The sequence below is a fragment of the Bradyrhizobium sp. Leo78 genome, assembly GCF_059512425.1.
The window spans coordinates 34,395-57,942 of sequence record NZ_JCAMOT010000038.1 but is presented as its reverse complement, the minus strand read 5'-3'; the positions used below and the strand labels follow the sequence as shown (position 1 = coordinate 57,942).

The 23,548-nt window shown below is 63.8% G+C and carries 20 protein-coding genes; 9 read left to right on the top strand and 11 right to left on the bottom strand.

The genetic code is table 11. The annotated features are described in order from the left end of the window. Window positions 1–112: 112 nt before the first annotated feature. The 7 genes from AC5ZG1_RS34105 (at window position 113) to AC5ZG1_RS34075 (ending at window position 11,392) form a co-directional block, all read left to right on the top strand. On the top strand, window positions 113–949 hold the full coding sequence (locus AC5ZG1_RS34105; protein ID WP_456642552.1) for a universal stress protein: 837 nt from the start codon (window positions 113–115) through the stop codon (window positions 947–949). A 16-nt stretch (window positions 950–965) separates the two neighbouring features. Then, on the top strand, window positions 966–1,688 hold the full coding sequence (locus tag AC5ZG1_RS34100; RefSeq protein WP_456642551.1) for a CBS domain-containing protein: 723 nt from the start codon (window positions 966–968) through the stop codon (window positions 1,686–1,688). Between the two features lie 86 nt (window positions 1,689–1,774). Then, window positions 1,775–2,683 carry a hypothetical protein gene (locus AC5ZG1_RS34095; RefSeq protein WP_496135464.1) on the top strand — a complete coding sequence of 303 codons (909 nt, stop codon included), beginning with the start codon at window positions 1,775–1,777 and terminating at the stop codon, window positions 2,681–2,683. A 377-nt stretch (window positions 2,684–3,060) separates the two neighbouring features. Next, window positions 3,061–4,116: an AraC family transcriptional regulator gene (locus tag AC5ZG1_RS34090; protein ID WP_130228142.1), complete on the top strand. Its 1,056-nt coding sequence runs from the start codon at window positions 3,061–3,063 to the stop codon at window positions 4,114–4,116. Window positions 4,117–4,486: 370 nt separating this feature from the next. Continuing rightward, window positions 4,487–7,420 carry an ATP-binding protein gene (locus AC5ZG1_RS34085; protein WP_496135463.1) on the top strand — a complete coding sequence of 978 codons (2,934 nt, stop codon included), beginning with the start codon at window positions 4,487–4,489 and terminating at the stop codon, window positions 7,418–7,420. A 339-nt stretch (window positions 7,421–7,759) separates the two neighbouring features. Further along, complete coding sequence (locus AC5ZG1_RS34080) at window positions 7,760–10,603, top strand: ATP-binding protein (RefSeq protein ID WP_496135462.1); 2,844 nt, start codon at window positions 7,760–7,762, stop codon at window positions 10,601–10,603. 81 nt (window positions 10,604–10,684) lie between these two features. Next, a complete protein-coding gene (locus AC5ZG1_RS34075; RefSeq protein ID WP_496135461.1) occupies window positions 10,685–11,392 on the top strand; it encodes a hypothetical protein in 708 nt (235 codons plus the stop codon). A 40-nt stretch (window positions 11,393–11,432) separates the two neighbouring features. On the opposite strand, the gene AC5ZG1_RS34070 is transcribed toward AC5ZG1_RS34075, so the two are convergent. The 9 genes from AC5ZG1_RS34070 to AC5ZG1_RS34030 all read right to left on the bottom strand — a co-directional run bounded on the left by AC5ZG1_RS34070 (window position 11,433) and on the right by AC5ZG1_RS34030 (window position 19,576). Next, window positions 11,433–12,335: an alpha/beta fold hydrolase gene (locus AC5ZG1_RS34070; protein ID WP_496135460.1), complete on the bottom strand. Its 903-nt coding sequence runs from the start codon at window positions 12,333–12,335 to the stop codon at window positions 11,433–11,435. A gap of 166 nt (window positions 12,336–12,501) precedes the next feature. Further along, the gene (locus tag AC5ZG1_RS34065; protein ID WP_496135459.1) at window positions 12,502–13,443 is read right to left on the bottom strand and encodes an acyltransferase domain-containing protein; all 942 of its coding nucleotides are present in this window, start codon (window positions 13,441–13,443) and stop codon (window positions 12,502–12,504) included. A 57-nt stretch (window positions 13,444–13,500) separates the two neighbouring features. After that, the gene (gene mdcB / locus AC5ZG1_RS34060; protein WP_496135458.1) at window positions 13,501–14,388 is read right to left on the bottom strand and encodes a triphosphoribosyl-dephospho-CoA synthase MdcB; all 888 of its coding nucleotides are present in this window, start codon (window positions 14,386–14,388) and stop codon (window positions 13,501–13,503) included. Further along, complete coding sequence (gene mdcG / locus AC5ZG1_RS34055) at window positions 14,385–15,065, bottom strand: malonate decarboxylase holo-[acyl-carrier-protein] synthase (protein WP_496135457.1); 681 nt, start codon at window positions 15,063–15,065, stop codon at window positions 14,385–14,387. Before mdcG ends, mdcB begins: the two co-directional genes overlap by 4 nt. Further along, entirely contained in the window at window positions 15,040–15,762 is a 723-nt protein-coding gene (gene mdcE, locus AC5ZG1_RS34050) for a biotin-independent malonate decarboxylase subunit gamma (RefSeq protein ID WP_496135456.1), read from the bottom strand. Before mdcE ends, mdcG begins: the two co-directional genes overlap by 26 nt. Then, the gene (locus AC5ZG1_RS34045; protein WP_496135455.1) at window positions 15,749–16,687 is read right to left on the bottom strand and encodes a biotin-independent malonate decarboxylase subunit beta; all 939 of its coding nucleotides are present in this window, start codon (window positions 16,685–16,687) and stop codon (window positions 15,749–15,751) included. The genes mdcE and AC5ZG1_RS34045 overlap by 14 nt, the downstream gene beginning before the upstream one ends. Then, window positions 16,684–17,001, bottom strand: a complete 318-nt coding sequence (mdcC, locus tag AC5ZG1_RS34040) for a malonate decarboxylase acyl carrier protein (protein WP_496135454.1) — start codon at window positions 16,999–17,001, stop codon at window positions 16,684–16,686. The genes AC5ZG1_RS34045 and mdcC overlap by 4 nt, the downstream gene beginning before the upstream one ends. A 13-nt stretch (window positions 17,002–17,014) precedes the next feature. Next, window positions 17,015–18,661 carry a malonate decarboxylase subunit alpha gene (gene mdcA / locus AC5ZG1_RS34035; RefSeq protein ID WP_456642542.1) on the bottom strand — a complete coding sequence of 549 codons (1,647 nt, stop codon included), beginning with the start codon at window positions 18,659–18,661 and terminating at the stop codon, window positions 17,015–17,017. Between the two features lie 129 nt (window positions 18,662–18,790). Continuing rightward, on the bottom strand, window positions 18,791–19,576 hold the full coding sequence (locus AC5ZG1_RS34030) for an alpha/beta hydrolase (RefSeq protein ID WP_130227096.1): 786 nt from the start codon (window positions 19,574–19,576) through the stop codon (window positions 18,791–18,793). A 197-nt stretch (window positions 19,577–19,773) separates the two neighbouring features. Here AC5ZG1_RS34030 and AC5ZG1_RS34025 point away from each other — a divergent pair, with 197 nt between their 5' ends. Then, entirely contained in the window at window positions 19,774–20,610 is an 837-nt protein-coding gene (locus AC5ZG1_RS34025; protein ID WP_496135453.1) for an alpha/beta hydrolase, read from the top strand. Window positions 20,611–20,617: 7 nt separating this feature from the next. Here AC5ZG1_RS34025 and AC5ZG1_RS34020 read toward each other — a convergent pair whose 3' ends face one another. Together AC5ZG1_RS34020 and AC5ZG1_RS34015 are read right to left on the bottom strand one after the other, a co-directional pair. Then, window positions 20,618–21,205, bottom strand: a complete 588-nt coding sequence (locus tag AC5ZG1_RS34020) for a cytochrome b (RefSeq protein WP_496135452.1) — start codon at window positions 21,203–21,205, stop codon at window positions 20,618–20,620. Next, on the bottom strand, window positions 21,202–22,260 hold the full coding sequence (locus AC5ZG1_RS34015; protein ID WP_496135451.1) for a catalase family peroxidase: 1,059 nt from the start codon (window positions 22,258–22,260) through the stop codon (window positions 21,202–21,204). The genes AC5ZG1_RS34020 and AC5ZG1_RS34015 overlap by 4 nt, the downstream gene beginning before the upstream one ends. Window positions 22,261–22,449: 189 nt before the next feature. Between AC5ZG1_RS34015 and AC5ZG1_RS34010 the strand changes: the two genes are divergently transcribed. Beyond that, window positions 22,450–23,538, top strand: a complete 1,089-nt coding sequence (locus AC5ZG1_RS34010) for a mandelate racemase/muconate lactonizing enzyme family protein (protein ID WP_496135450.1) — start codon at window positions 22,450–22,452, stop codon at window positions 23,536–23,538. Window positions 23,539–23,548 lie beyond the last annotated feature (10 nt).

Sequence of the window (23,548 nt, the reverse complement as noted above, 5' to 3'; positions counted from 1 at the left end):
GAACGCCCTTTGATGTGGGTCAACAAAGGGAGGAAACTGCGCTGACATAGTGAGTTCGCCAACGACGGGAAGCGCCCGCAGGCGGCTTTCGTCCGTCATCAGGGAGAGATTCATGTACAAGAACATTCTGGTGCTGGTGCCCACGGAATTGTCGACGCGTCCGGTCGCCGATGGCTCGATATCGCTCGCGGCCACGTCCAAAGCCGAACTTGAAGCGCTGGCGATAGGCTACGAGGCAAGCAGCATACCGATGACGGCGGAAGGTGGCGCCGCGATCGGCTCGATCTATGAGATCGAGCGTCAGCGCGCGTTCGAGCGCGCTGACGGCGCGTTGCGCATGTTCGAGGCGCAGGCCAGGAATGCAGGCATCACCTACCGCTGTCGCGCCCTCAGCGCGCCTCCGGGCGAGGCGGTCGAGATCGTCGGCGCGGCCGCGCGGCTGCACGACCTGACGATCGTGTCGCAGCCCGAGGTCGATCGCGACACCTTCGACAACAACCTCGCCCAAAAAACCCTGTTCGAGGCCGGCGGCCCGGTGCTATTCATGCCTTACACATTCAAGGGCGCCTTGAGGGCAAAGCGGATCGGCATCTGCTGGGATGGCAGCCGCGTTGCGGCGCGCGCCTTGCATGACGCCATGCCGTTCCTCAAGGCGGCAGAGACGCTGACGGTCATCACCGTCAACGAAGACGACAACGTGCCGAGCGAGGCGTCGCCGACCCATCTCGCGCGATACCTGGCGCATGTCGGCGTCGCGGTCCATCTGACCTCGCTCAGGGGGGATGATGCCGAGATCCAGCCGGGCATCCTGTCGCTCGCGGCCGACGAGTCGCTCGATCTCCTGGTGATGGGCGGCTACGGGCATTCGCGCCTCAAGGAAACCGTGCTCGGCGGGGTCACGCGCGAGATGCTGCGCTCGATGACTGTGCCGACGCTGATGTCGCATTAGATTCGAGACAGATGCCATGCGCGCCCACCAGATCATGACCAGGGACGTCATCACCGTCAGCCCTCATGCATCCATCATGGATGCCGCCAATATCATGCTGCGCTGTCGCCTGAGCGGCCTGCCGGTGATGGGCGAGGATGGTATGCTCAAGGGCATCGTCTCCGAGAGCGACTTCCTTCGCCGCGGCGAGATCGGCACCGAACGCCGACGCGCAGGTTGGCTGCAGTTCTTCGCCGGGCCCGGCCGCGCGGCGATCGATTTCGTGCATGAACGCGGGCGTCACGTCGAAGACGTCATGACGCCGGATCCGATCACGGTGGACGAGCAGACGCCCTTGGACGAGCTCGTGCGCATCATGGAAAAGACGCGCGTGAAGCGCCTGCCGGTGATGAGCGGCAAGATGCTCGTCGGCATCATCACGCGCGCCAACATCCTTCAGGCGGTCGCGAGCCTTGCCAAAGAAATCCCCGACCCGACCGCTGACGACCAGCATATCCGCGATCGTATCCTGCGTCAGATTCAGGGCACCGATTGGCGGCCCGCCGGCTTCCAGGTCACCGTGCGCAACGGCGTCGTTCATCTCCATGGCGTCATCTTCGACGACAGCACGCGCAAGGCGGCCATCGTTCTCGCCGAGAACACCGCCGGCGTTAAAGCGGTCCACGATCACCTCTGCTTCGTGGATACTTATTCGGGGTACTACGTGGAGCCGCCGGAAGACGTCAGTGCGGCGAGGTGAACCGCCCCCGGGAGCGCTGCCGATTCCATGATTTCTAACTACGCCTCCTGAAGCGATCTTCCGAAAGCGGCCGATCTCTTTCGGAAATGCACGCAACGGGGGCGCTGCAGGATCGATCGTCCGGGATCGACGGCAAGCGCATATCGAAAAAGTACGGCCGACATTCCGGATCGAACGAAAAGTTCTTGCGCATTCTGGCGAGGCCTTATCGGCTGACGTACCCTTCGTGTAGATATGGGTGCGGCTTCAATACAATCGCCGCACGGAAATTCGTTCAGGATCGGACTATCGCCATGCTCAACGATGGGCGAGCATTTGACCGCGAGACAACAACAACGGCCGGCAGCTCGAACATCTCGTCGGAGCGAGCGCTGGGTATCGCGCATATATGGCGCTTTGCGCCGCGTTGGCATCAACGCACAAGGCGCATCGTCACGGGAATAGCCGGGCTCGCCGCGGTGGGCACCGTATTGGGCGGCCTGACCGGCTATTGGACGACCTACAAGGCGCTCAACGACTGGATCAGCCGCAGGCAAGTGGTGATGCCGGCGCCGCGCCTCTCCATTGCCGTGCTGCCCTTCGAGAATCTCAGCGGCGATCCGGCGCAGGATTATTTCGGCGACGCCGTCGTCGCGAACCTGACGACGGACTTATCCGTCAACATCCCGGCTCTTGTCGTCATCACCGGCGGCTCGGCACTGACAGACAGAAACCAGAGGATCGATCCCAAACGGATCGGTCAGGAGCTGAATGTCCGCTACCTGCTGCTCGGTTCGGTGCTTCGCTCCGCCGACCAGCTTCGCATCAATGCGCGGCTGGTCGACGCTGAAAACGGCGAGCAGTTGTGGGCGGATCGCTTCGACGGAAGCGCGGCCGATTTATTGAAGTTGCAGGATCAGGTCACATCGCGCATTTCCAGCTCGCTTCAATTCACCTTGCCGATCGCCTGGATGCGCAAGACACAGATGACGACGACCACGCTATTGTCGATGTGACGCCAAGCGGCGGTATCGCAAGGGATGCCTGACAATCCCTACAATATGGTCGGATATTTTTTCTTCAGAAGCGAAGCAAATTTTCTGGCGGCCCATGCGTTGAGGCGGATAACCCGAAAGCTATACGAAGGTATAGAACGGGCATACTAACGACTTCTCTCACGGCTTTATCCGCGGCCAACTCTCTCAGAACTAAAGCAAATTCGCCTCGACGCGGAGGCGAGCACGCTGCCGCCATTTGCAATATCTAACACCCGCTAAGCATCTATAACGGGCATCATAGCGCGAAGGGCATATGCTCTTCAGCATTGCAACTGTTGCATTCGCAGAGTTCCTCGGTCGCAGGCGATGCCGACCGAAACTAGAAAGGATGAGCGATGCTTACGCAGGCTATCAACGAGAGGCTGAGCCACCCTCACGTCAGCCTCCCGATCGGCTCGGAATCGCACCACGTCCATCCTGATGCCGAAGGGCTCCGCCAGGAGCACAAGTGGCGCGACCTGAAAGAGGATGATGCGGCTGCGATCGGGGAGATCGCGATTTCGCGCTGGGCGGGTTCGCAAACCGGCTCCCGATACGAGGAGGCGGCAACGCCGCCCGGTCGATATGTGGTGGCGATCGCCCTGAAGAGCACGCGCCTCACCCTGACACGGGGGCGGCAGATCATTTTCGACGGGGTCATGCCGGCGGGCACGCTGCACGTCACGGCGCCTTCGACCCAGCTTGGTGCGCAGTTTCACGCCCCCTACGACTTCCTGCACTTCCATGTCTCGGCCGACTATCTTCACGGGCACCGCGCCGCGGCCGAGCCCTGTGCGACCGGCGAGGATCTCGGCGACCTCATCCTGCTGCGGGACTCCTTTGCCGAGCAGCTCGGCAGGGCGCTGATCGAGCGCGGCAATGCCAGGGACCCGGCTTTCACCCGCTGCATTGGTCAAACGCTGGCCATGCATATCGCCCGACTCGAGACGCCGCGGAGCAAGGTCAACGCGCTGCCGAAATGGCGGCTCAGGCGGGTCGAGGAGTACGTCAACGCAAACTATCATCGCAGCGTCAGTCTTGCCGATCTGGCCAAGGCCGCCGGCCTGTCCCGCATGCATTTTGCGGCCCAGTTCCGGGCAGCGACAGGTTTCCGCCCGCGCGAATATCTGCTGCACCGGCGCGTCGAGCGCGCGAAATCGATCCTCTCCGACGGCGAGACGCCCCTGGCCGAGGTCGCATTGGCAGTGGGCTTCTGCACCCAGGCGCATTTCTCGACTGTCTTCAAGCGCATCACCGGGGAAACGCCGGCGCGCTGGCGAACCGCCAGCCGAAGCGCATCGCCCTCGCCGATCGACCAGAGCGTCCGGACCAAGATCCCGTTCGGCCGGCCACGGGCTGAAGTATGGCGCGCGGATCATCTCATTGCCGCCGGCGGTCACGCCTCGCTGTGACAGCACCTGAGGCCGTGTCGCAAATTGCGACACCGGCCGCCCCATAGTCACTTGCAATCACTCGATTGAAAATCGGCATCATCGCCGTGGCAGCTCGCGCGCGCATGCTTTTGCCGCGCGGCGCGATATTATTCCTATTTCGATCTGTCGGACGCAGCGCTGTCGGGTAACACCTTTGGCTATCCTGTAACACCTTTGGCTAAGGTTGCTAGGCGTTCGGAAAGCAATATGATGCGCTGGATTGGTCCCTCGACGATCTCAGGTCATTTGGAGTTCGGACGGGCACCGCGACGTGTTGCTCCGGTGCGCATCAAGCTGATGCGGTGAAGGACGGAGAGCGTCGGCCACCTGCTTGATTGAGGTCCCGAACATGGGCGACCGCACGCAACGCGCCGTCCGCGAGGCCGGTCGGGATTCGGCCGCGCCGGAGACCGTTTGCTTCGGTCCGTTTCGGCTGCATGCAGGGCAAAGAACGCTGGAGAAGGACGGCACTCCGATTCAGCTCGGCGGCCGGGCGCTTGATCTTTTGATCGCCCTGGTCGAGCGTGCCGGCACGGTGGTCAGCAAGAATGACCTCTTGGCCAAGGTGTGGCCCGACATCATCGTCGATGAAGGCAGCCTCAGGGTGCAGATCGCGGGCCTTCGGAAAGCGCTCGGCGACGGCGAGGCCGGCGCGAGATACCTGACCACCGTTTCGGGGCAGGGCTACTGTTTCGTCGGACGGCTTTCGCATCCGAATAATCAGGAGCAGTCCTCGATCGGGCCGAGCTCCGAACCGCCCCACAATCTGCCGGCGCGGCCGATGCGGATGGTGGGACGCGACCAGACCGTCCGCGACATATCGGCCAAATTGAGGAGCGAGCGTTTCGTCACCGTCGTCGGCCCCGGCGGCGTCGGCAAGACCACGGTGGCGGTCTCCGTCGGCCATGAATTGCTCGAAGCGTTCGCCGGTGCGGTCCGCTTCCTCGACTTTGGGACACTCCATGATTCCGCACTCGTTCCAAATGTCGTCGCCTCGGCGCTCGGCCTCCTCGGCCAGGCTGGTGATCCATCGGACAGTCTGGTGAACCTGCTCCGCGACAGGCGGATGCTGCTGATACTGGATTGTTGCGAGCATGTGATCGAGACATCGGCCGCGCTGGCCGAGCGGCTCTATGCGGAGGCGCCGCAGCTCCATATCCTGGCCACCAGCCGGGAGTCGCTGCGGGTCGAGGGCGAGCATGTTCACCGTCTACAGCCGCTCTTGAGCCCGCCTGATGACGCCGGCCTGACGGCCGCACAGGCACTTGCCTTTCCCGCAGTCCAGCTATTTGTGGAGCGCGCGGCTGCGAGCGGCGGGCATCTCATCGAGCTGAGCGACGCGGACGCGCGCCTGGTTGGCGAGATCTGCCGCAGGCTGGATGGCATCGCACTGGCGATCGAGCTCGCCGCCAGCCGCGCCAGTGCCTCCAATATCAAGGACACGGTCGCGCTCTTGAACGACGCATTCAAGCTCCTGGGTGAGGGACAGCATGCCGTGCTGCCACGGCATCAGACCCTGCGCGCGACGCTCGACTGGAGTTACAAATTGCTGTCGGAGCCCGAGCGCATGGTGCTGCGGCGAGCGGCCGTGTTCGCCGGCAGCTTCACCTTGGAAGCCGCGCGCTCGGTTGCTGGCGCAGAGGACGCCGACGACGGGCAGGTGATCGCGGCCGTTGCGAGCCTGGTGGCGAAATCCATGCTTGCGGCAAGCGCGAGCGGCACATCAACGCGATACAGATTGCTCGACACGGCACGGGCCTATGCCCTGGAACGGCTTGCCGCCAGCATGGATGCCGATGCGACGGCGCGGCGGCATGCCCGCTATTTCCTGCATCTGCTGCAAGAGGTCGGTAGCGGCTCGGCCCCATCATCGGAAGCGAACCGATTTGCGGCGATCGCAGACCAGTTCGGAAACATACGCGCGGCGCTGACCTGGTGCTTCTCCGAACGCGGCGACCGCGCAACGGGCGTCGCGCTGGCCGCAGCGGCCATGCCGTTTTTCCTCAAACTGTCCCTGTTCGCCGAGTGCCAGCTCTGGGCCAAGCGCGCGATCGCACAGCTTGACGTGGCAAATCACAGCCTGAAATACGACCTCGACCTTCACGCCGCCCTGGGCCTGGCGCTGTTGCTCACGAAGGGGACCACCGACGAGGTCCACGCTTTTCTGACGCGAGCGCTTCGAATAGCCGAAGAGATCGGCGACGTTCCCAGCCAGCTTCGCCTGATCGAGCGGGTTCACGTATTCCAGATGAGGGCAGGAAATTTCACGGAAGCGCTGGCGCTCGCCAAGCGCGGCGAAGCCGTCGCGTCCGATCACGGCGACCGCATTAAACTTGCGCATATGCGGATCGCGCTCGGCGTCTCCTGCCATCTTGCCGGAGACGCGCGGCTGGCCCGGTCTTATGTGGAGTCGGCGTTGTTGCAATTGCCGGGCTCGGAACCTGATGTCGATGATCCCCTGAACTACGACTACCTCAGTCGCGCACGAATCACGCTGGCTCGCATCCTGTGGCTTCAGGGATATCCCGATCAGGCGGTCGACACGGCGCGGCGGGCCATCGCCGACACGATGCGTATCGGTCATCCTGCCAAGCTCTGCATGGCGATGCTTTGGGCATTCTCGATCTTTGTCTGGAACTCGGAGACGGAGAGCTACGAAGAATACGCCGACAGACTTATCCTGGAGGCGAGCAAGCACGCGCTCGGGCCGTACCAGACGATTGGCTACGGAACAAAAGGCGTCGTCCTGGTGGCGCAGGGCCAGGTCGAGACCGGGATTGCGCTGCTGCGGGGCGCGCTCGAAGTCATGCACAGCCATCGATATGGCTCGCTCGCGGATTTCCGCATCGCACTGGCGCAGGCGCTCGCCACCATCGGGCAGGAAAAGGAGGCGCTGGAGACGATCGATCTGGCAATCGCCCGCGTCGGGCACAACAAGGATATGTTCTGCATGCCCGAGCTGCTGCGCGCAAAGGCGGAAGTTCTGCTCTCCGCAAGGAGCCCCGATGCGGTGCAGGCAGAGCGCTGCCTGAAGGAATCGATTGACATGGCCCGCCGTCAATCAGCGCTCGCCATGGAGCTGGTTGCGGCGACCTGCCTCGCAAAACTCTGGCTCGGGCAGGATCGCGCTGGCGAGGCGCGGCGGCTCCTCGCGCCGACCTATGCCCGCTTTACCGAGGGGTTCAACAGCCGCGCGCTGAAGGCGGCAAGGGCGCTATTGGATGAGCTCGGCTCGCAGCACCCTGATTCATCGACGGACGCAAGACTGGCGGTTCGGGGGTAAGGCACCGAACGCATCCGCCTGGGCCGATCTGCGTCTATCCGGCAACCGCGATCATGCGAACTCGAAATGAAGGTGCAGATCCGAAAGACCCGAGCCATCCCATCCGGCATGGTACGTGGCGTAAGCATTCAAGGCCACCAGCTTGCGCCATCGGCTCGCAGCGCCCTTCCCAAGGCAACGAGCCCACGGGGGCCGTCCTATCCCCCGCCCCATCCCCGGGACGGCCCCCTTCTCTCCCCATGCATTGTCCCGTGAGCGGATCCCGTCCAAACTGGTGCCCTAATCCGGGCACAAATCATAGTTGGGCCAAAGACGGCTCTCGCAGCAGGCAGGTACCGCGTGCAGGGCGACAATAGCGACGAATCTGCACTGGCATTCGGGCCGTTCCGACTGCTGCCGAAAGCGCGACTGCTCGAAAAGGACGGCAATCCCGTTCATATCGGCGGCCGCGCGCTCGACATCCTGATCTTCCTCGCCGAACGCGCTGGCGAGGTCGTCGGCAAGCGGGAATTGGTGTCCCGGGTGTGGGCCGATGTGAACGTCGACGAGGGCAGCCTCCGCTTCCACGTCAGCGCGCTGCGCAAGGTGCTCGGCGACAGCGCGTCCGGCGCGAGATATGTCGTGAACGTTCCTGGTCGCGGCTATTGCTTCACCGCGCCGATCGTGCGCGCGGATACGAAGCCTGCCGCAACGCCGGCCGGCAGCCCTCCCCTTCCGGCGCAAATTGCCAGGATGATCGGGCGCACCGAAACAGTCGAGACGATTGCCGCCGAGCTCGCCCGCCACCGCCTGGTCACGGTGGTCGGACCGGGCGGCATCGGCAAGACCACCGTTGCCCTGGCGGTGGGGCACCGTCAGCTCGGCGCTTTTGCCGGAATGGTCAGGTTCGTCGACTTCGGCTCGCTGCGGGACAAGCGCCTGGCGCCGAGCGCGCTGGCATCGGCATTGGGGCTTTCGGTCTCCTCCGACAATCCGGTGCCCAGCATGCTGGCGTTTCTGCGCGAGAAGCGGATGCTGTTGATCTTCGACAGTTGTGAGCATCTCTTGGAAAGCCTGGCGATGCTCGCGGAAAGCATCATCCGCGAGGCGCCTGAGGTTTCCATCCTGGCAACCAGCCGTGAATCGTTGCGCGCCGAAGGCGAGCAGGTGCATCGGCTGTTTCCGCTGGATTGCCCGCCGGAGCGCGCTGCCATCACCGCTCCCGACGTGCTGGCCTATCCCGCGGCGCAATTGTTTGTCGAACGCATCGCCGCGAGCCTCGGGGGGTTCGAGCTTGGCGATGGCGAAGCGCCGCTGGTGGCGGAAATCTGCCGCAAGCTCGATGGCATTGCGCTGGCGATCGAGCTCGCCGCCGGTCGCGTCAACGCCTATGGAATCCAGGGCATCGCCACGCTGCTGAACAGTCGCTTCTCGCTGTTGTGGCAGGGCCGACGCACCGCAGCGCCCAGGCATCAGACGCTGAGCGCGGCGCTCGGCTGGAGCTACGATCTATTGACTCCCATCGAAAGCGTCACTCTGCGCAGGCTGTCGGTGTTCGCCGGCACCTTCACGCTGGAAGCCGCCCTCGCGGTAGCCTCCGAGGATGGGACCGACGAAGCCGAGGCGGTTGAGGCGATCGCAAACCTGGTGGCAAAGTCGCTGATCTCGCTGCCGTCTACGGCTCAGCCGGTGCGCTATCGGCTGCTCGACACCATGCGCGCCTTCGCCGCAGAGAAGCTTGCGGAAGGCGGCGAAGCCACAAGGATATCGCGCAACCATGCGATCTATTTCCGCGATCTCCTTGCGGGCATCGCGGCGAGAGCAGCAGCATTCTCGACGGGCGACAGCTTCACTCCCTATGCGGATCATCTTGCCAATGTGCGCGCGGCGTTGGATTGGAGCTTCTCCGACCAGGGCGAGCGCGCGATCGGGATCGGGCTTGCCGCGGCGGCCGCCCAATTCTTCCTGCAGCTTTCGCTGCTGACGGAATGCCATCGCTGGGCGCGACAGGCGCTGGCGGGGTTTGATCCGCAAATTGCCGACCCGCGTCAGGAGATGGAGCTTCAGGCCGCGCTTGGCGTGTCCTTGATGTTCACGCAAGGCAACACCGAAGAAGTCCATGCGGCCCTCACCCGCAGCCTGCAACTGGCAGAGTCCCACAACGACCTGCACTGGCAGCTATGGCTGCTGCGAGAGCTTCATATCTATCTGACCCGGATCGGCGATTATCATGGCGCGCTGGCGATGGGCGAGCGCGGCGCGGTGGTTGCCAGGACATTGAACGATGCCGGTGCCATCCGTACCGCGGAGTGGATGCTCGGAGTCGCCAACCACCTGATCGGGAATCAGAACGATGCCGTCTTGCAATGCGAGAGCGCCACGACCCATGATCCGTCTCGCCTGCAGATCAACATGCAGCGGCTCGGATATGATGACCGGATCGTTGCGCTGGTAGCCCTTGCGCGAAGCCTCTGGCTGACGGGACGTCCCGACCGCGCCATCGCGGCGGCGAGATATGCGATCAGCGAGGCCGAGCGCACAGAGCAGCCGCTCACCATCGGCATCGGCCTGATATGGTCGATCTACGTGTTTCTCTGGGTCGGCGATTGGGAGGACGCCGACAAGCTGATCGAACGTCTCATCAATCATGCGGCCAGGCATTTTCTCGGGCCCTATCAGGCCGTGGGACTGGGACTGAAGGGCGAACTGTTGATCCGCCGCGGAGAAGCCAAGATCGGCATCGAACTGCTGCGCCAGGGCGCCGGAACATTGCGGCAGACCCGGCACAAGATCCTGAGCACGGTGTTCGCGGCAGCGCTCGCCGAAGGCCTGGTGCAGGTGCGGCAATACGAGGAGGCGCTCGGCATCATCGATGAGGCGATCGCGCAGCGCGACAGCGCCGGGCAGTCGTTCGATCTGCCGGAGATGCTGCGCGTCAAGGGATACATCCTGGCTTCCTCGGCCCGTCCTTACGAGGCCGAAACCTGTCTGATGCAGTCGCTCACGTTGTCCCGCGAGCAAGGCGCGCTCGGATGGGAATTGCGGGCGGCCGCGACCTTGGGACGGCTCTGGCGTGAACAGGGCGATGCAGCAAAGGCACATGCACTGATCGTTCCGCTCTATGCACGATACAGTGAAGGCCTCGACAGCGCCGATCTCAGGTCCGTAAAATTACTGCTCGATGAGCTGACTGCGGGTATCTAACAACATCTAACGCGCAAATTCGCCCGCGCTGGGCCATGCTCCCTGTACGATTTTGGGGCTCGTCGAAGACGGGATTTGCGAATGGCATTGCTTGATGACGCCCTCGATGCCTGCGGTGGGCTGGAACGATGGCGTCGGTTGAAGAGATTCACCGTCCACCTTTCCATCGATGGCGCGCTGTTCTCCCGCATCGGCAATGCAGGGCGGCTCAAGGACATGGTCATGGAAGGTTCGACCGAGGTCCAGACGCTGCAATTCACCGGCTTCACCGCTCCCGACAGATGCGGCCTGTTTCAGCCCGACTGGGTCGCCATCCAAAGTCTGCAAGGCGAGATCCTGCGTTCGTGTGGCGACCCGCAGACAGCATTTTCGGATCACCACGAGGAAATGCCGTGGGACGATCTGCGCCTGGCCTATTTTTGCGGCCTCTCGCTCTGGAACTGTCTGACGACCCCCTTTCTGCTGGCGCAACCTGAAATTGAGACCGAAGAGCTGCCCCCCTGGAACACCGGCGGCCAGATCTGGCGGCGTCTCCGCGCGCTGTTTCCACCGACCATCGTTACGCATTCGCGGGAGCAGATCTTCTACTTCGATAGCGATGGGCTGCAACGGCGATTGGACTACGAGGCCGCGGGCACCCCAATCGCACACCTGACCTGGGCGCATCAGAAGTTCAACGACATCGTTATTCCCACGCTCCGCCGCTGCCTGTCGCGTCAGCCCGGTGGCACGCTGGTTACCAAGCCCGCTCTGATCGACATCGAGATCTTCGACGCGGCATTCGAGTAGCAGCCAGCGAGCGGTGTCGACCGTCGCGTCGCGTGTACGATTACTCCTTGCCCTGAACAAAGAGCTGAATCAGTGCGACGAGAACATCGGGCGCATCCTCCTGGCTGAAGTGGCCGGCATTGGGCAGCTTGATGATGGGCCGGTCCGGCCATATTCCCCTGAAGTCGGCGATTTGGACCGCCGGCGAGATAGCTCTGTCCTTCATACCGACGGCGAGCATTGCTGGCTTTGACTTCAGATTGTCGACGAGAGGAAAACCTTCAACGACGTATGGGATAATCCGACCGAGCAGCACATCGAGCGGGAACTCGATCGCTCCGATACAGTCCTCCCTTGCAGGAAAGGCCGAACCATAGGCCGCGAGCCAATCGGAATTCACTGCCGACAGATTCTCAAGACCAATGATCTTCATGATGCTGAGAACGTTGACGTCCAGATGTCCCAACACCTCGCCAAGCGTGCCGGCTTCGTAATGCTTGCGGACAAACTGAAACCAGGGCGTCTGCGCGTCGAACTCCGCGTTGCCATAGCCCGCCAATGTGTTGAGGAGGAACAGGCGCTTGACGCGGTCGGGGTGTCGCAGCGTGAAGGCCGAACCGATCGGCCCGCCCCAATCCTGCATGACCAGGGTGATGTTCCTCAGATCGATCGCTTCGATGAGGTTCGTAAGGTTGTCGACATGGGCTTTCAGCGAATACTCGCGATCGCGAGGAGTCTCGCTTTTGCCGAAGCCCATATGATCGGGAACGATGACCCTGTGCGTCGCAGAAAGCGGCGGAATAAAGTGTCGATATAGATAGCCCCAGGTCGGCTCACCATGCAGACAAATGATGGGATCGCCGTCGCCCTCGTCGATATAATGCATACGAAAGCCGTTCCCGTCAAAATAGTGCGGCGCAAAGGGCCAGGTTGCACCAAACGTCTCGGCCGCAGGAATCGTCATTTGCTGGATCTCCTCATGCGCGGGTGTCAGTTGCAATTATATACGTCATGTAAAAGCCTCATCGAATGTTCGCTACCAACGACGAACCGTCGTAATGCCGGCATGACGATAATCTTTGCGTGAGAAGCCGCGCGTCGGCGACCGAAAATATTCGGTTCCGATTGAATCAGAACCGAATACCCAGACGGGTGGTCAGCCAAGCGCGAATGCCGTCCAGCGTGCGGAAATCGTCCAGAGATCGGGTCGCGACGTCATGATAGGCGCCAGCCACCATCTCGCTCAGCGCGCGGCCCGGCCCGAGTTCCAGAAACACCGTCGCTTCGCTCTCGATGCAGGCCTGCAGGCAATCGGCCCATTGCACCGTCTGCGAGATCTGGACCGCCAGCTTGTCGAGACCGGCTTTGACATCGATGACGGGCGCAGCGTCGATCCCGCTCAGGAGCCGCGTTCCGGCTGGCAGTACCATCACGGCAGCATGGCTTAGTCTGTCGCGGAATTCCGTCGATGCCTTGGCAAGCCGCGGGGTGTGGGAGGCAACTTCCACCGGTACGTCGACGACCCTGGCCGCCTTCATCGCTTTCGCGTCATCGGCGAGCGCTTTCAACGCTGCGCGGCTTCCGCCGAGAATGAAGGCGTCGCCCGGATTGACGATGGCGACGGCGGCATCGTGCCGCTCGCACAAGGTGTCGATGGCATCGCGGGGAAGGCCGCGAACGAAGACCATTCCGTCACCGGGCAGCGTGGCAGCGTCCATCGCTTCCGCGCGGCAGGCCACCAGGTCGAGCGTATCCGTCATGCTCGTAAGGCCTGCGACGCCCCAGGCCGCGACCTCGCCAACGCTGTAGCCGGCAACGATGAGCCGGTCAGGCATTTGGGCGCGCAGCACGGAAGCTGCGGCCAGCGCCTGCAGCGTGCAGAGGATCTGGCCGATGCGATTGTGGTGCAGCACTTCAGCGCTCTCGCTGCGGACGATCTCGCGCGGATCACGGCCGCCGAGCAGCATCGCCGCATGGGCAAACAGGCTGGCCGCCTCCGGCGCATCGCCGGTCAGGGCGAACATGTCGCGGTGCTGCCGTCCCTGCCCCGAGCAGAGGATTGCGAGAGTCATGGCCAACCCAGCATCACGAAGAACACCAGCGCCAGCGCAAGCAGGATCGCATGGACATCAGGGACACGACCTTTCGTGGGCGTCGACGAACAGGGTCATGGCCAATAGATCGGCCGATCCGCCGGGGCTGAGCCGGCGGACGACGAAGCTCTCGTGGATGGCGCGGGCGCGCTCCTGCCAATCGGGCGCACCTACGCCGCCCCGGCCGAGAAATTGCCGCGCCACACGGCGCGCAAACAAGAGGCCGTCCAGCCCGCCGCGATGCAGCAGGTTGGTGTCCTCGACCGCGGCGATCAGCGCAAAGCATGCTTCAACCCGCGCGGCCTCCGCGTCGGCAGCAGCGAGAGCTCCCCTGTGGAAGGCCGGGAGGCCGACGTGGTAGACACTGGGAAATCCCTTGGCCGCTTCGACGCGCGCGCCACCGGCACCGAAGCGATGACGGGCTTTCATGCCATGGCTGTGGAGCAGCACAGGCCCGCCGAGGATGCTGCCGCCCCACAGTCGCGTCACGGTTGCTCCGAGCGACAAAACCGGATCGACCTGCCCGCTGCTCCTTGCGCCCGCCGCCGCGCACAACAGACCGAGGCCGAAGATCGCGCCGCGATGGGTGTTGATGCCCGACGTCGCCGCAAACATCGCCGCCTCGGCTTCGAGACCGATGATCCTGAGCCGCTCCATCGCCCAGCCGCCGGCACCGGCCTCCGCCAACGCGGCAAAATACGGGCCGATGGTCTTGGCACTGACGCGCAGCGTCTCGGCATCCATATCCTCATGACTGCCGCGATCGATATGGCTCACAAGGCCGGGCTTCGGCCATGTCTCCACTTCCAGCAGCAGGCAATCGACGGCGCTTGCCGCGATAGCCGCCGCATCGGGCGCGCATGGCGCCATCACCTGTGGACGAGGCGCGCGGTGCTGCGCGCTCCATGCCAGAGCCGGCGTCATGACAGCATCTCCCCGGCGAGGAAGAGATTCGTATCGAGCAAGGCGACGCCGCCGATGGTCTTGACCAGCACCTGGTCCGCGCCGGCATGCAGCTCCCGCCAGTTCACGGCGGCGCCGTCGTCGCGGACCAGTTCGCCATCGAGCCGCATCGGCGCCGGCGCCTCGATCTCGGCCATGCCGGTGACAAGAGCGGCAACATCCGTGTCACGATCAATGCGCAGCAGCAGATCGAGGTCGGAGTGATCGGTCAGATAATCCAGTCCGGTCAACACGCGCCAGGCCAAGCCGCCGAACACCCTTGCTTCCACCGAATGACGCGAAGCGAGTTCATCGAGACGTTCAAGCGTCGGCCGCCACGTCGGCGGCGCCATCCGAGCCGCCGCTCCTAACGAGGGTGGGGGCGCGATCGAGAGCACGTCTTCGGCCCGCATCAGGAAGGAAAGCCGCCGCTTGCCGGCAAGGGGCGGCAATGGCAAGCCCGCCGCCACGCCGTGCTGCTCGCAAGGCGTGGCACGCCGCCCGATCAACGGCCAGCCGTTCTCGACCCATCGCGCGATCAGCGGATCGGCCGCCAGATCGCTCCGCATCGCAAGCGCCGCACACCAGCTCTCGGGGCGGACGAAGATCAGATCATGGCGCCTCATCGGTCCCTCAGCCGGTTTGCATGGCAAGCTCACGCACGCGCTCCGCGATCTCAGCGGCCTTCATACGGCCGCCGCGCTCCTTGCCGAGTGCATCGCGTCGGTCGCGCGCATCGCCCATGTTGCGCAGCAGTTTTTCCAATTGATCGGCCAGCGAGACCTCGTCGTCCCAGATGACATGCACCGCGCCGAGCTGAAGCAGATTTTGCAGGCCGGGAGCGAACACCGGCGTGGACTTGGCTTTCTCCTCGAGTACCCCGATCGGCAATTTCGTCACCTTGGACATCGACGGCAAGTCCATCACCGCCGGGTCCGCGCCCGGCAGTCCCACCAGCACGCGGGTCGCCAGCGCGGTGGCGAGGAACGCTCCCGCCGCCGAGTGGCCATACAGTAACCCGATCGTGGGCCTTCCCTGGATATCCGCATGGATGAGCGACTTGGCGAGATGAGCCAGGAACTCGTTCAGTCCCAAAAGCTCGTCGCGCTTGCTCATGCGCTGGCTATCACTGTCGACGATGACCAGGATCGGACCGCTTCCGCGCTTGATCGCGCCAAGAACGGCGCCCGAGAGCCTGATCGCCTCGTCGACACCAAGCGCGGTTCGATCAGCGACTCCGATGACCAGCGCGCGGTCGCCGGATCGCAGCGTGCCGAACCCGAGCAGAACGCCACCGTCATTCTTGACGTCGTGGCCGTCGGGAAACATCGAGGCGAGAATCCTATCGAGCGTCACGGGCAATCCTCCGGACCTTGTCGGCAAGTTCGATGAACTGATCGGCCGGCAGCGCTGGAACGGACGCAGCGTCGGCAACACCCTCCGCCGCCCAGATCTCGACCGCATCCCGGCAGGTGCCAAAGCGCTGCAATCGATCTTCGAGGCGGGACTGTTCGGCATTTAACGTATCGATGCCGAAGCCCGCGGTGGTCTCAAGCAATTCGAGGGCAGCCTCACGGAAGGCTTGCACCGTGTCGTCGGTGAAGAGCTCGGCGCCGCCGATCAGGCGCCGGTGCTTGCCGCCCATCGTGCGCCAGACCAGGGCACGGTCGCGCGAGTCGAACTCTTCGACGCCGCGATTGGTCTCGATGACCTCGGGACCGGAGACGGCGATACGTCCCTGCTCGGACACTGCCAGCGCCGAACAGCAGCCCGCGATCAGTCCGCCGCCGCCATAACATCCCGAGCGGCCACCGATCAGCCCGATCACCTTTACGCCGGCGGTCCGCGCCTCGATCACCGCGCGCATGATCTCGGCAATGGCAAGCTCGCCCGCATTCGCTTCCTGCAGGCGGACGCCGCCGGTGTCGAACAGGATCACTACCGGGATCGACTTGAGCTCCTTCGCCGCACGCAGCAATCCCGTCAGCTTGGCGCCGTGGACCTCGCCGAAAGCGCCGCCCATGAAGCGGCCTTCCTGCGCGGCGACGAAGACCGGCGATTCCGCAAGTCGCCCGCGGCCGATGATGATGCCGTCGTCGAACTGCTCGGGAAGGTCGAACAGTTTCAGATGCGGGCTGACCTCGCGCCGTTCGGGGCCGATGATTTCGACAAAGCTTCCGGGATCGATCAGCAGCCGGATCCGTGCCCGCGCCGAGGCCTCGTAGAAGCTCGTCGCCCTCGCCTGCTCCAGCGACGGCTTTTCCAGATCCGCGACGCTCATTGCTCGTTCTCCGCCATCAGCCGGACAGCCTGGGCGAGACGCAGCGACACGGTGTCCGGCCGCGCGCCGCCGTCATTGATGGAGAACTTGAGCCCGCCCGGCGAGTAGCGCTGGACGAAGTCGGCGACCACGGCGTTCCACACCTCGCCAAAGCCTTCCGCCGCGGTCTTGATCTCCAGTCGGCATTCCGTTTCAGGCAGCACGCGTTCGGCGAGCACTTCCAGATTTCCGGAAGCTACAACACCGATGATCGCCATTTGCCTGGTCCCGCCGGCACGAGCGCGGGCTTGATGGTGAAAGCTCAAATCTTCCATCGCGGCTATCCCCTCACCAGTTGCGGAATTGCGAGGGCGGCGCGTAGAGCCCGCCCGACCACCGCACGAGATCCTTGATCGAGCGCGCCGCCAGCATGCTCCTGTCGGCGTCGAGCGGATCGATGCCGAGATCCTCCGGCCGGCGGATCACGCCGCGCTCGCGCAAGTGCTGCACCATTTTCCTGTCCCTTCTGCGGCCGACATCAGTATAGCCGGCGACGCCGCGGATCGCCTGTTCGCGTTCGTTCTCATCCCGGCACAGCAGCAGGTTGGCAACGCCTTCCTCCGTCACGACGTGGGTGACGTCGTCGCCATAGATCATCACCGGGGCGAGCTCGAGCTTGAGCTTCTCGGCGAGCGCGAGCGCGTCCAGCTTCTCGACCAACAGCGGCACGTTCTTTTCGCCAAAGGTCTCGCCGATCTGCACCACCAGCTTGCGGCCACGGCGCAGCAGCGCCGAGCCGTCGGGATCGGCCTCGCGGCCGGCCTGCAGCCATGGCGTGCTCGGATGGCGCCGCCCGCGGGCATCGGCGCCCATATTCGGCGCACCGCCGAAGCCCGCAATACGCGAGGTGGTCACCGTCGATGAATTGCCCTGCAGGTCGATCTGCAGCGTCGAGCCGATGAACATGTCGCAGGCATAGAGGCCGGCGGTCTGGCAGAAGGCGCGGTTGGAGCGCAGCGAGCCGTCAGGCCCGGTGAAGAAGACGTCGGAGCGTGCGCGGATATAGTCGTCCATGCCGACCTCGGAGCCGAAACAATGGATCTGCTCGACCCAGCCCGATTCAATCGCGGGGATCAGCGCCGGATGAGGATTGAGCGCGAAATGGCTTGCGACCTTGCCCTTCAAGCCCAGCCGCTCGCCATAGGTCGGCAGCAACAATTCGATCGCGGCTGTGGAGAAGCCGATGCCGTGGTTCAGCCGCCGCACGCCGTAGGGCGCGTAGATGGCCTTGATCGCCAACATCGCTGTCAGGATCTGCCCTTCGGTAATGGCGCCGGGATCGCGCGTGAACAACGGCTCGACGAAGAACGGCTTGTCGGCCTCGACCACGAACTGCACCCGGTCCGCCGGGATATCGACGCGCGGCACCTTGTCGACGATCTCGTTGACCTGGGCGATAACGACGCCATTCTTGAAGGCCGTCGCCTCGACCACCGTCGGCGTGTCCTCGGTGTTCGGCCCGGTATAGAGGTTTCCGTCATGGTCGGCGCTGACGGCCGCGATCAGCGCAACCTGCGGCGTGAGGTCGATGAAGTAGCGCGCGAACAATTCGAGATAGGTATGAACGGCGCCGAGCTCGATCTTGCCGCCGAACAGCATGCGCGCGATGCGCGCCGCCTGCGGTCCGGAATAGGCATAGTCGAGCCTCTTTGCGACACCGCGGTCGAACAGGTCCAGATGTTCCGGCAGCACGATGCCGGACTGCACCATATGCAGGCCATTCACCTTGGCGAGGTCGACGGCAAGCAGCGCGCGGCACAAAAGATCCGCCTGCTTCTGGTTGTCGCCCTCCAGGCACACCCGGTCGCACGGCCGGATCACCGCTTCCATCAGGCGGGTGGCATCACTCGCTGCGACGATCTTGCCCTTCGCCAGTTTCGCGCCCGCTTCGATACGGGCATCGCGCGCTTGCCGGCCTTGTTGCCAATTCTTCATTCGCCATGCTCCTGGATCCGGCATTTGAAACGATATGCTTCGGATCCGACTGGATCAGTGAGGCGCTCCGGCGGGCATGCGTCAAAACCCTGTCCCGCCGGAGCCCATGCGTCATTCGCAACCGTCTTGTCAGCGGGCTGCCAACTTTTCAGCGTTGCGAGCAGCTTCGGTGATTACGGCCGCCACTTCCTTCGGATGGGATTCGTAGACGGAGTGGCTGGCGCCCTTGATCTCGGTCGTGTGGCTCTTCGCCCGCGCGTAGTACCAGCGCTCGAGATCAGGATTGATGATCTTGTCGCTCTCGGCGACGATGCCCCAGCTCGGTTTGGTCTTCCAGGCAGCCGCGGTCAGCGGCGTGCTGAAGACCTGGGCCGCAGCCAGGACCTGGGAGCGCGACTCGAACTCCGCCTGCTCGCGCGGCAGATCGGGCGCGAAGAGCTTGGGAAAATCGGCAGGGTTCAGATAGGTGTATTGATCTGGCGTCTTCTTGATCGCGCCTTCGCTCTTGGCCAGCACGCTCGGCATCTTCTTGCCAAGTTCGCCCTCATCTTCGCCGACATCAGGCGCATGCGCGGCGACATAGACGAGACCGACCACGTTTGGATGAACGCCCGCCTCCGTGATGATCGAACCGCCATAGCTGTGGCCGACGAGCAGCGTCGGACCGTCCTGCAAATCGAGGATTCGTTTCGCCGCCGTCACGTCGTCGGCGAATGAAGTTTCCGGCTCCTGCACCATGGTGACATGGAATCCCTCCTTGGTGAGGATTTCATACACGGGCTTCCAGCCCGACGCATCCACCCAGGCCCCGTGCACCAGAACGATGTTCTTGAGCGGATCGGCGCGCGCAGGGACAACTGTCGAAACAAGCGAAAGAGCGGCCGCGAAGGCCAGGCAGGCTTTGACGTGCTTCATGTCCGAAGACTCCAGGTTGCGTCGCGCAAAACATAGAGGCGGGAACCGTCTCGCGTATTTCTGCAACGAAAGGCGTTTTCGACTTTGCACGCCGCCGAGTGATATCGGCTCCATAATCCACTCACGCTGGCCGCGGAGCGCAACTATTGTAAGCGCTTCCCGAAATGGCCGGACGCGCCCTCATATGGTTCATCAACATGCGTAGACACAAGTTCACTCGAGTTCTCGGCCTGGTTGCGGCAGCAGCCGCCGTCGAGATGCTGTTGCCATCGATCGGCTCGACGCAGGAATTCCGTCGGGATCAGGCCGCGAGCGAAGCAGCACCGCCGCTCGTCGTCGAGCTGCGATTACACAGCGGCCTGCGTCAACGCCTGCTGTATATATCACCGCCCAAGCCGCTTGCCGCGATCGTGATGCTGCCGGGCGGCGCCGGAAATATCGACATCGAAAGCAATGGTGATATCAGGCATGGCGACAATTTTGTCGTCCGTTCGCGCGAGTTGTGGGTGCAGCGCGGATATGCCGTGGTCATTCCCGATACGATCAACCACGCCAATCTCCGGGGCGATCGCAGCTCTCCGGAGTATGGCGGGATCGTTGTCGAACTCGCCGAGTTCGCGCGATCGCAGGCTGGCGTTCCCGTGTTCCTGCTCGGCACGAGCCAGGGCGCGATCGCAGCGGTGAATGGCGCCACCCGCGCGCCGCAGGGAAGCGTTTCGGGTCTGATTCTCACGGAATCCGTGTCCAGGGTCGGCAAGAGCGGCGAAACCGTTTTCAGCGCGAAACCGGAGAACGTGCGCGTGCCGCTTCTCATCGTCGCTAACAGGAGCGACCGGTGCAACGTCGCGCCGCCCGGCGACGCGCCGCGCATCGCTGCGGCGATGGGCCATTCCCCCGAGGTCCAGGTCCGATTCGTCAGCGGAGGAATTAACCGGTCGCGGCACGCTTGCGGATCCTTGTCGCCGCACGGCTATTACGGAATCGAAACGCGCATCGTCGATCTCGTTGCCCGCTGGATCAGCGAGCATCGCTGATCCCGCTCTAAGGCCGTGCAGCCAGCTCGCTGCGGTTCTCGGCCCGCGTGGCTTCGTCGTGGATCGGCACCGGCGCCATCGCCTCGAACACGCCATCATGCCGGACCAGCGCGTGGAACAGCGCGGCGGCGACGTGCATCAGGATCAGCGCAAAGAATGCGAAGGCCAGATAGAAATGCGCGTTCCACAACAGCGTACGGAGGCTGTCGCTCTGCGGCAGGATCGCTGGGAGATAAATGCCGCCGTACAGCTCAACAGGATAGGCCGATGCCGACAGCATGGCCCAGCCGAGCAGCGGCATGCCGATCATCAGTGCATAGAGCGCGTAATGCGACAGTTCCGCAGCGAGCTTCATCGGCTCGGGCAGATCAGCCGGCAGCGGCGGCGCGCCGTAATAGAAGCGCGTGACCAGGCGGATCAGCGCCAGCACCAGGATGACACTGCCGAGCGTCTTGTGGATCGAGACCAGCGGCACGTATTTCGGCATGACCGTGGATACCATGCCGACGCCGATGAACAGCATCGTCAGGATGCAGACGGCCATGACCCAATGCAGCAGGCGCTGAAGTGGGGAGAAGTGATGGATAGCGTTCATGGCTTCGGGCCCGTTACGGTTCGCGGATAATCCTTGGCCTCCGCGGTGCGGAGATCGTACGACTTGGCGTAGACCGATGAGCGGGCCGCCGGGAAAGGGTCGTCCGACGTGCGCATGCCCGGCGGCAGCACGGTCGGATCGAAGTTGATATCGCGGCAAGGACCATCAGCCTCGGCCTCGATCCGCGACACGACCAGCGTGCCGATCTCGATGGTGCGACGATCCTCCGGCCAGACCTTGGTCGGATCCGCGGTGGGATCACCGGGGTTGGCGACGGTCACCGTCATGGTCCAACGTTGCGGGCCGCTGCGGACGCGCTGCGTGATCTCCTGCTCGAGGAAGTCAGGATCAAACTTCTTGAGGTCATCCTGCGTCACCGGAACCACCTGTGCCTGTGGCAGCAACGACCATCGCACCGCGTGATCGGCACCGGAACTGTCGGTGAAGACGAAGCTGTTGAGGCCGTTGAAGCGATCCTCCGCATAGCTGCCGGTCCAGGGCGCGGTCTTGGCCCATGCGCCGAACGGCGCAAACTCCGGATGCGCTTCGGCAAACACCTTCATGGCGTTGGGGTCCTTGCTGCCCGCTGCGACCAGGAGTTCGTGAAAACCTTCCGGCGTGGAGGCAGCAAAGACCGGCGCATTGATCATCGCCATGCGCCATTCCTGACCATTCGGCGGCATGATCCGCAGTCCCAGGCCCCGCACGCGGACCGACGCATCCGCGGCATCGGGATTGGGCGTGCCCAGATTGAAGCGTCCCAGCGCCGGATGCTGGCCTGCGGCAAGGACCGAGGCGCGTGAGATCGCCGCGCCATTGCCGTTGGATTCGAAAACGCCGGTGAAGCAGATGCCCTTGGCGTGATTGCGGCGGTGGCCGAGCGCCGGGCCGCTTGGCGGCGCCAGCGCCTCCAACATCTTCCAGGGCGTCAGTCGCTCCGGCGAAAGCCATCCGGCGGTGTAGGCGAAGGCGGCCGCGCTGCCGGCAACGACGACGCCGATCAGCACGAGTGATCCCAGCACCGAACGTGCGGGAGATGGACGCGGCTCGGGCATTCGGACCTCACGATAATAATTCTATCCTGGGACCCTCAGTATCGCTCCGGCGCTTCGGCCGGTCTTCCCGAACCTGCCAAGACTCTTTCAAAATCGCACGGCAGGCATCGGGAACGCGCTGCGCGGCGGAGGGGATTGTCCATCCGCCGCCCCCGTCCTAACCTGCCGGAAAAAACAGGTGGAAACGCAATGGCACGGATCAAGACTATCGAGACCGGACTCTACCGGATTCCGCTGTCGGTCACGCTGTCCGACAGCACGCATGGCGAAATCAAGGCATTCGAGCTCATCACCGTTCGCCTACGCGATGCGGACGGCGCCGAAGGCGTAGGCTACACCTACACAGTCGGTCGCAACGGGGGCGCCATCGCTGACATTCTCCGGCGTGAAGTTCCCGAACTGATCGAAGGCCGCGAGGCCGACGATACCGAGGCGCTGTGGCACCACGTCTGGTGGGGCCTGCATTATGGCGGGCGCGGCGGCCCCACCGTGCTCGCGCTTTCGGCGCTCGACATCGCGCTTTGGGATCTGAAGGCGCGGCGCGCCGCACTGCCGCTCTGGCGCCTGCTCGGCGGATTCGATCAGCGCGTCCCCTGTTATGCCGGCGGCATCGACCTCGATCTGTCGGTCGAGGCATTGCTGAAGCAGACCGACGACAATCTGGGCAAGGGCTTTCGCGCCATCAAGATGAAGGTGGGCCGGGCCGATCTCGGTTCCGACGTCGCGCGCGTGCAGGCGATGCGCAAGCATCTCGGCGACGGCTTTCCCTTGATGGCCGACGCCAACATGAAATGGACGGTGGAGGAAGCCATCCGCGCGGCGCGGGCGCTGCAGCCCTTTGATCTTACCTGGCTCGAAGAGCCGATCATTCCCGACGACGTCGCCGGCCACGCCCGGATCCTCGCCGCAGGCGGCGTGCCGATCGCGGCCGGCGAAAACTTGCGCACGCTCTGGGAGTTCAAGAACTACATCGCCAATGGCGCCGTCTCCTATCCCGAACCTGACGTGACCAACTGCGGCGGCGTGACCGCCTTCATGAAGATTGCGCGGCTTGCCGAAGCCTTCAATCTTCCCGTCACCAGCCACGGCGCGCACGACATCACGGTGCATCTGCTCGCGGCCTGCCCGAACCGTTCCTATCTCGAGGCGCACGGCTTTGGCCTCGATCGCTATATCGAGCATCCGCTCGTGCTCGAAGAAGGCATGGCGCTGACGCCGAGCCGCGCCGGCCACGGCGTCAACTTCGACTGGACAGCGTTGGAGAGTCTCGCCGCTTGAGCCGCGATGG

Coding starts and splice junctions, on each gene's coding strand:
- AC5ZG1_RS34105 (WP_456642552.1), top strand. CDS start 113: ATGTACAAGAACATTCTGGTGCTGGTGCCCACGGAATTGTCGACGCGT.
- AC5ZG1_RS34100 (WP_456642551.1), top strand. CDS start 966: ATGCGCGCCCACCAGATCATGACCAGGGACGTCATCACCGTCAGCCCT.
- AC5ZG1_RS34095 (WP_496135464.1), top strand. CDS start 1,775: ATGCACGCAACGGGGGCGCTGCAGGATCGATCGTCCGGGATCGACGGC.
- AC5ZG1_RS34090 (WP_130228142.1), top strand. CDS start 3,061: ATGCTTACGCAGGCTATCAACGAGAGGCTGAGCCACCCTCACGTCAGC.
- AC5ZG1_RS34085 (WP_496135463.1), top strand. CDS start 4,487: ATGGGCGACCGCACGCAACGCGCCGTCCGCGAGGCCGGTCGGGATTCG.
- AC5ZG1_RS34075 (WP_496135461.1), top strand. CDS start 10,685: ATGGCATTGCTTGATGACGCCCTCGATGCCTGCGGTGGGCTGGAACGA.
- AC5ZG1_RS34070 (WP_496135460.1), bottom strand. CDS start 12,335: ATGACGATTCCTGCGGCCGAGACGTTTGGTGCAACCTGGCCCTTTGCG.
- AC5ZG1_RS34065 (WP_496135459.1), bottom strand. CDS start 13,443: ATGACTCTCGCAATCCTCTGCTCGGGGCAGGGACGGCAGCACCGCGAC.
- mdcB (WP_496135458.1), bottom strand. CDS start 14,388: ATGACGCCGGCTCTGGCATGGAGCGCGCAGCACCGCGCGCCTCGTCCA.
- AC5ZG1_RS34045 (WP_496135455.1), bottom strand. CDS start 16,687: ATGAGCGTCGCGGATCTGGAAAAGCCGTCGCTGGAGCAGGCGAGGGCG.
- mdcC (WP_496135454.1), bottom strand. CDS start 17,001: ATGGAAGATTTGAGCTTTCACCATCAAGCCCGCGCTCGTGCCGGCGGG.
- mdcA (WP_456642542.1), bottom strand. CDS start 18,661: ATGAAGAATTGGCAACAAGGCCGGCAAGCGCGCGATGCCCGTATCGAA.
- AC5ZG1_RS34030 (WP_130227096.1), bottom strand. CDS start 19,576: ATGAAGCACGTCAAAGCCTGCCTGGCCTTCGCGGCCGCTCTTTCGCTT.
- AC5ZG1_RS34025 (WP_496135453.1), top strand. CDS start 19,774: ATGCGTAGACACAAGTTCACTCGAGTTCTCGGCCTGGTTGCGGCAGCA.
- AC5ZG1_RS34020 (WP_496135452.1), bottom strand. CDS start 21,205: ATGAACGCTATCCATCACTTCTCCCCACTTCAGCGCCTGCTGCATTGG.
- AC5ZG1_RS34015 (WP_496135451.1), bottom strand. CDS start 22,260: ATGCCCGAGCCGCGTCCATCTCCCGCACGTTCGGTGCTGGGATCACTC.
- AC5ZG1_RS34010 (WP_496135450.1), top strand. CDS start 22,450: ATGGCACGGATCAAGACTATCGAGACCGGACTCTACCGGATTCCGCTG.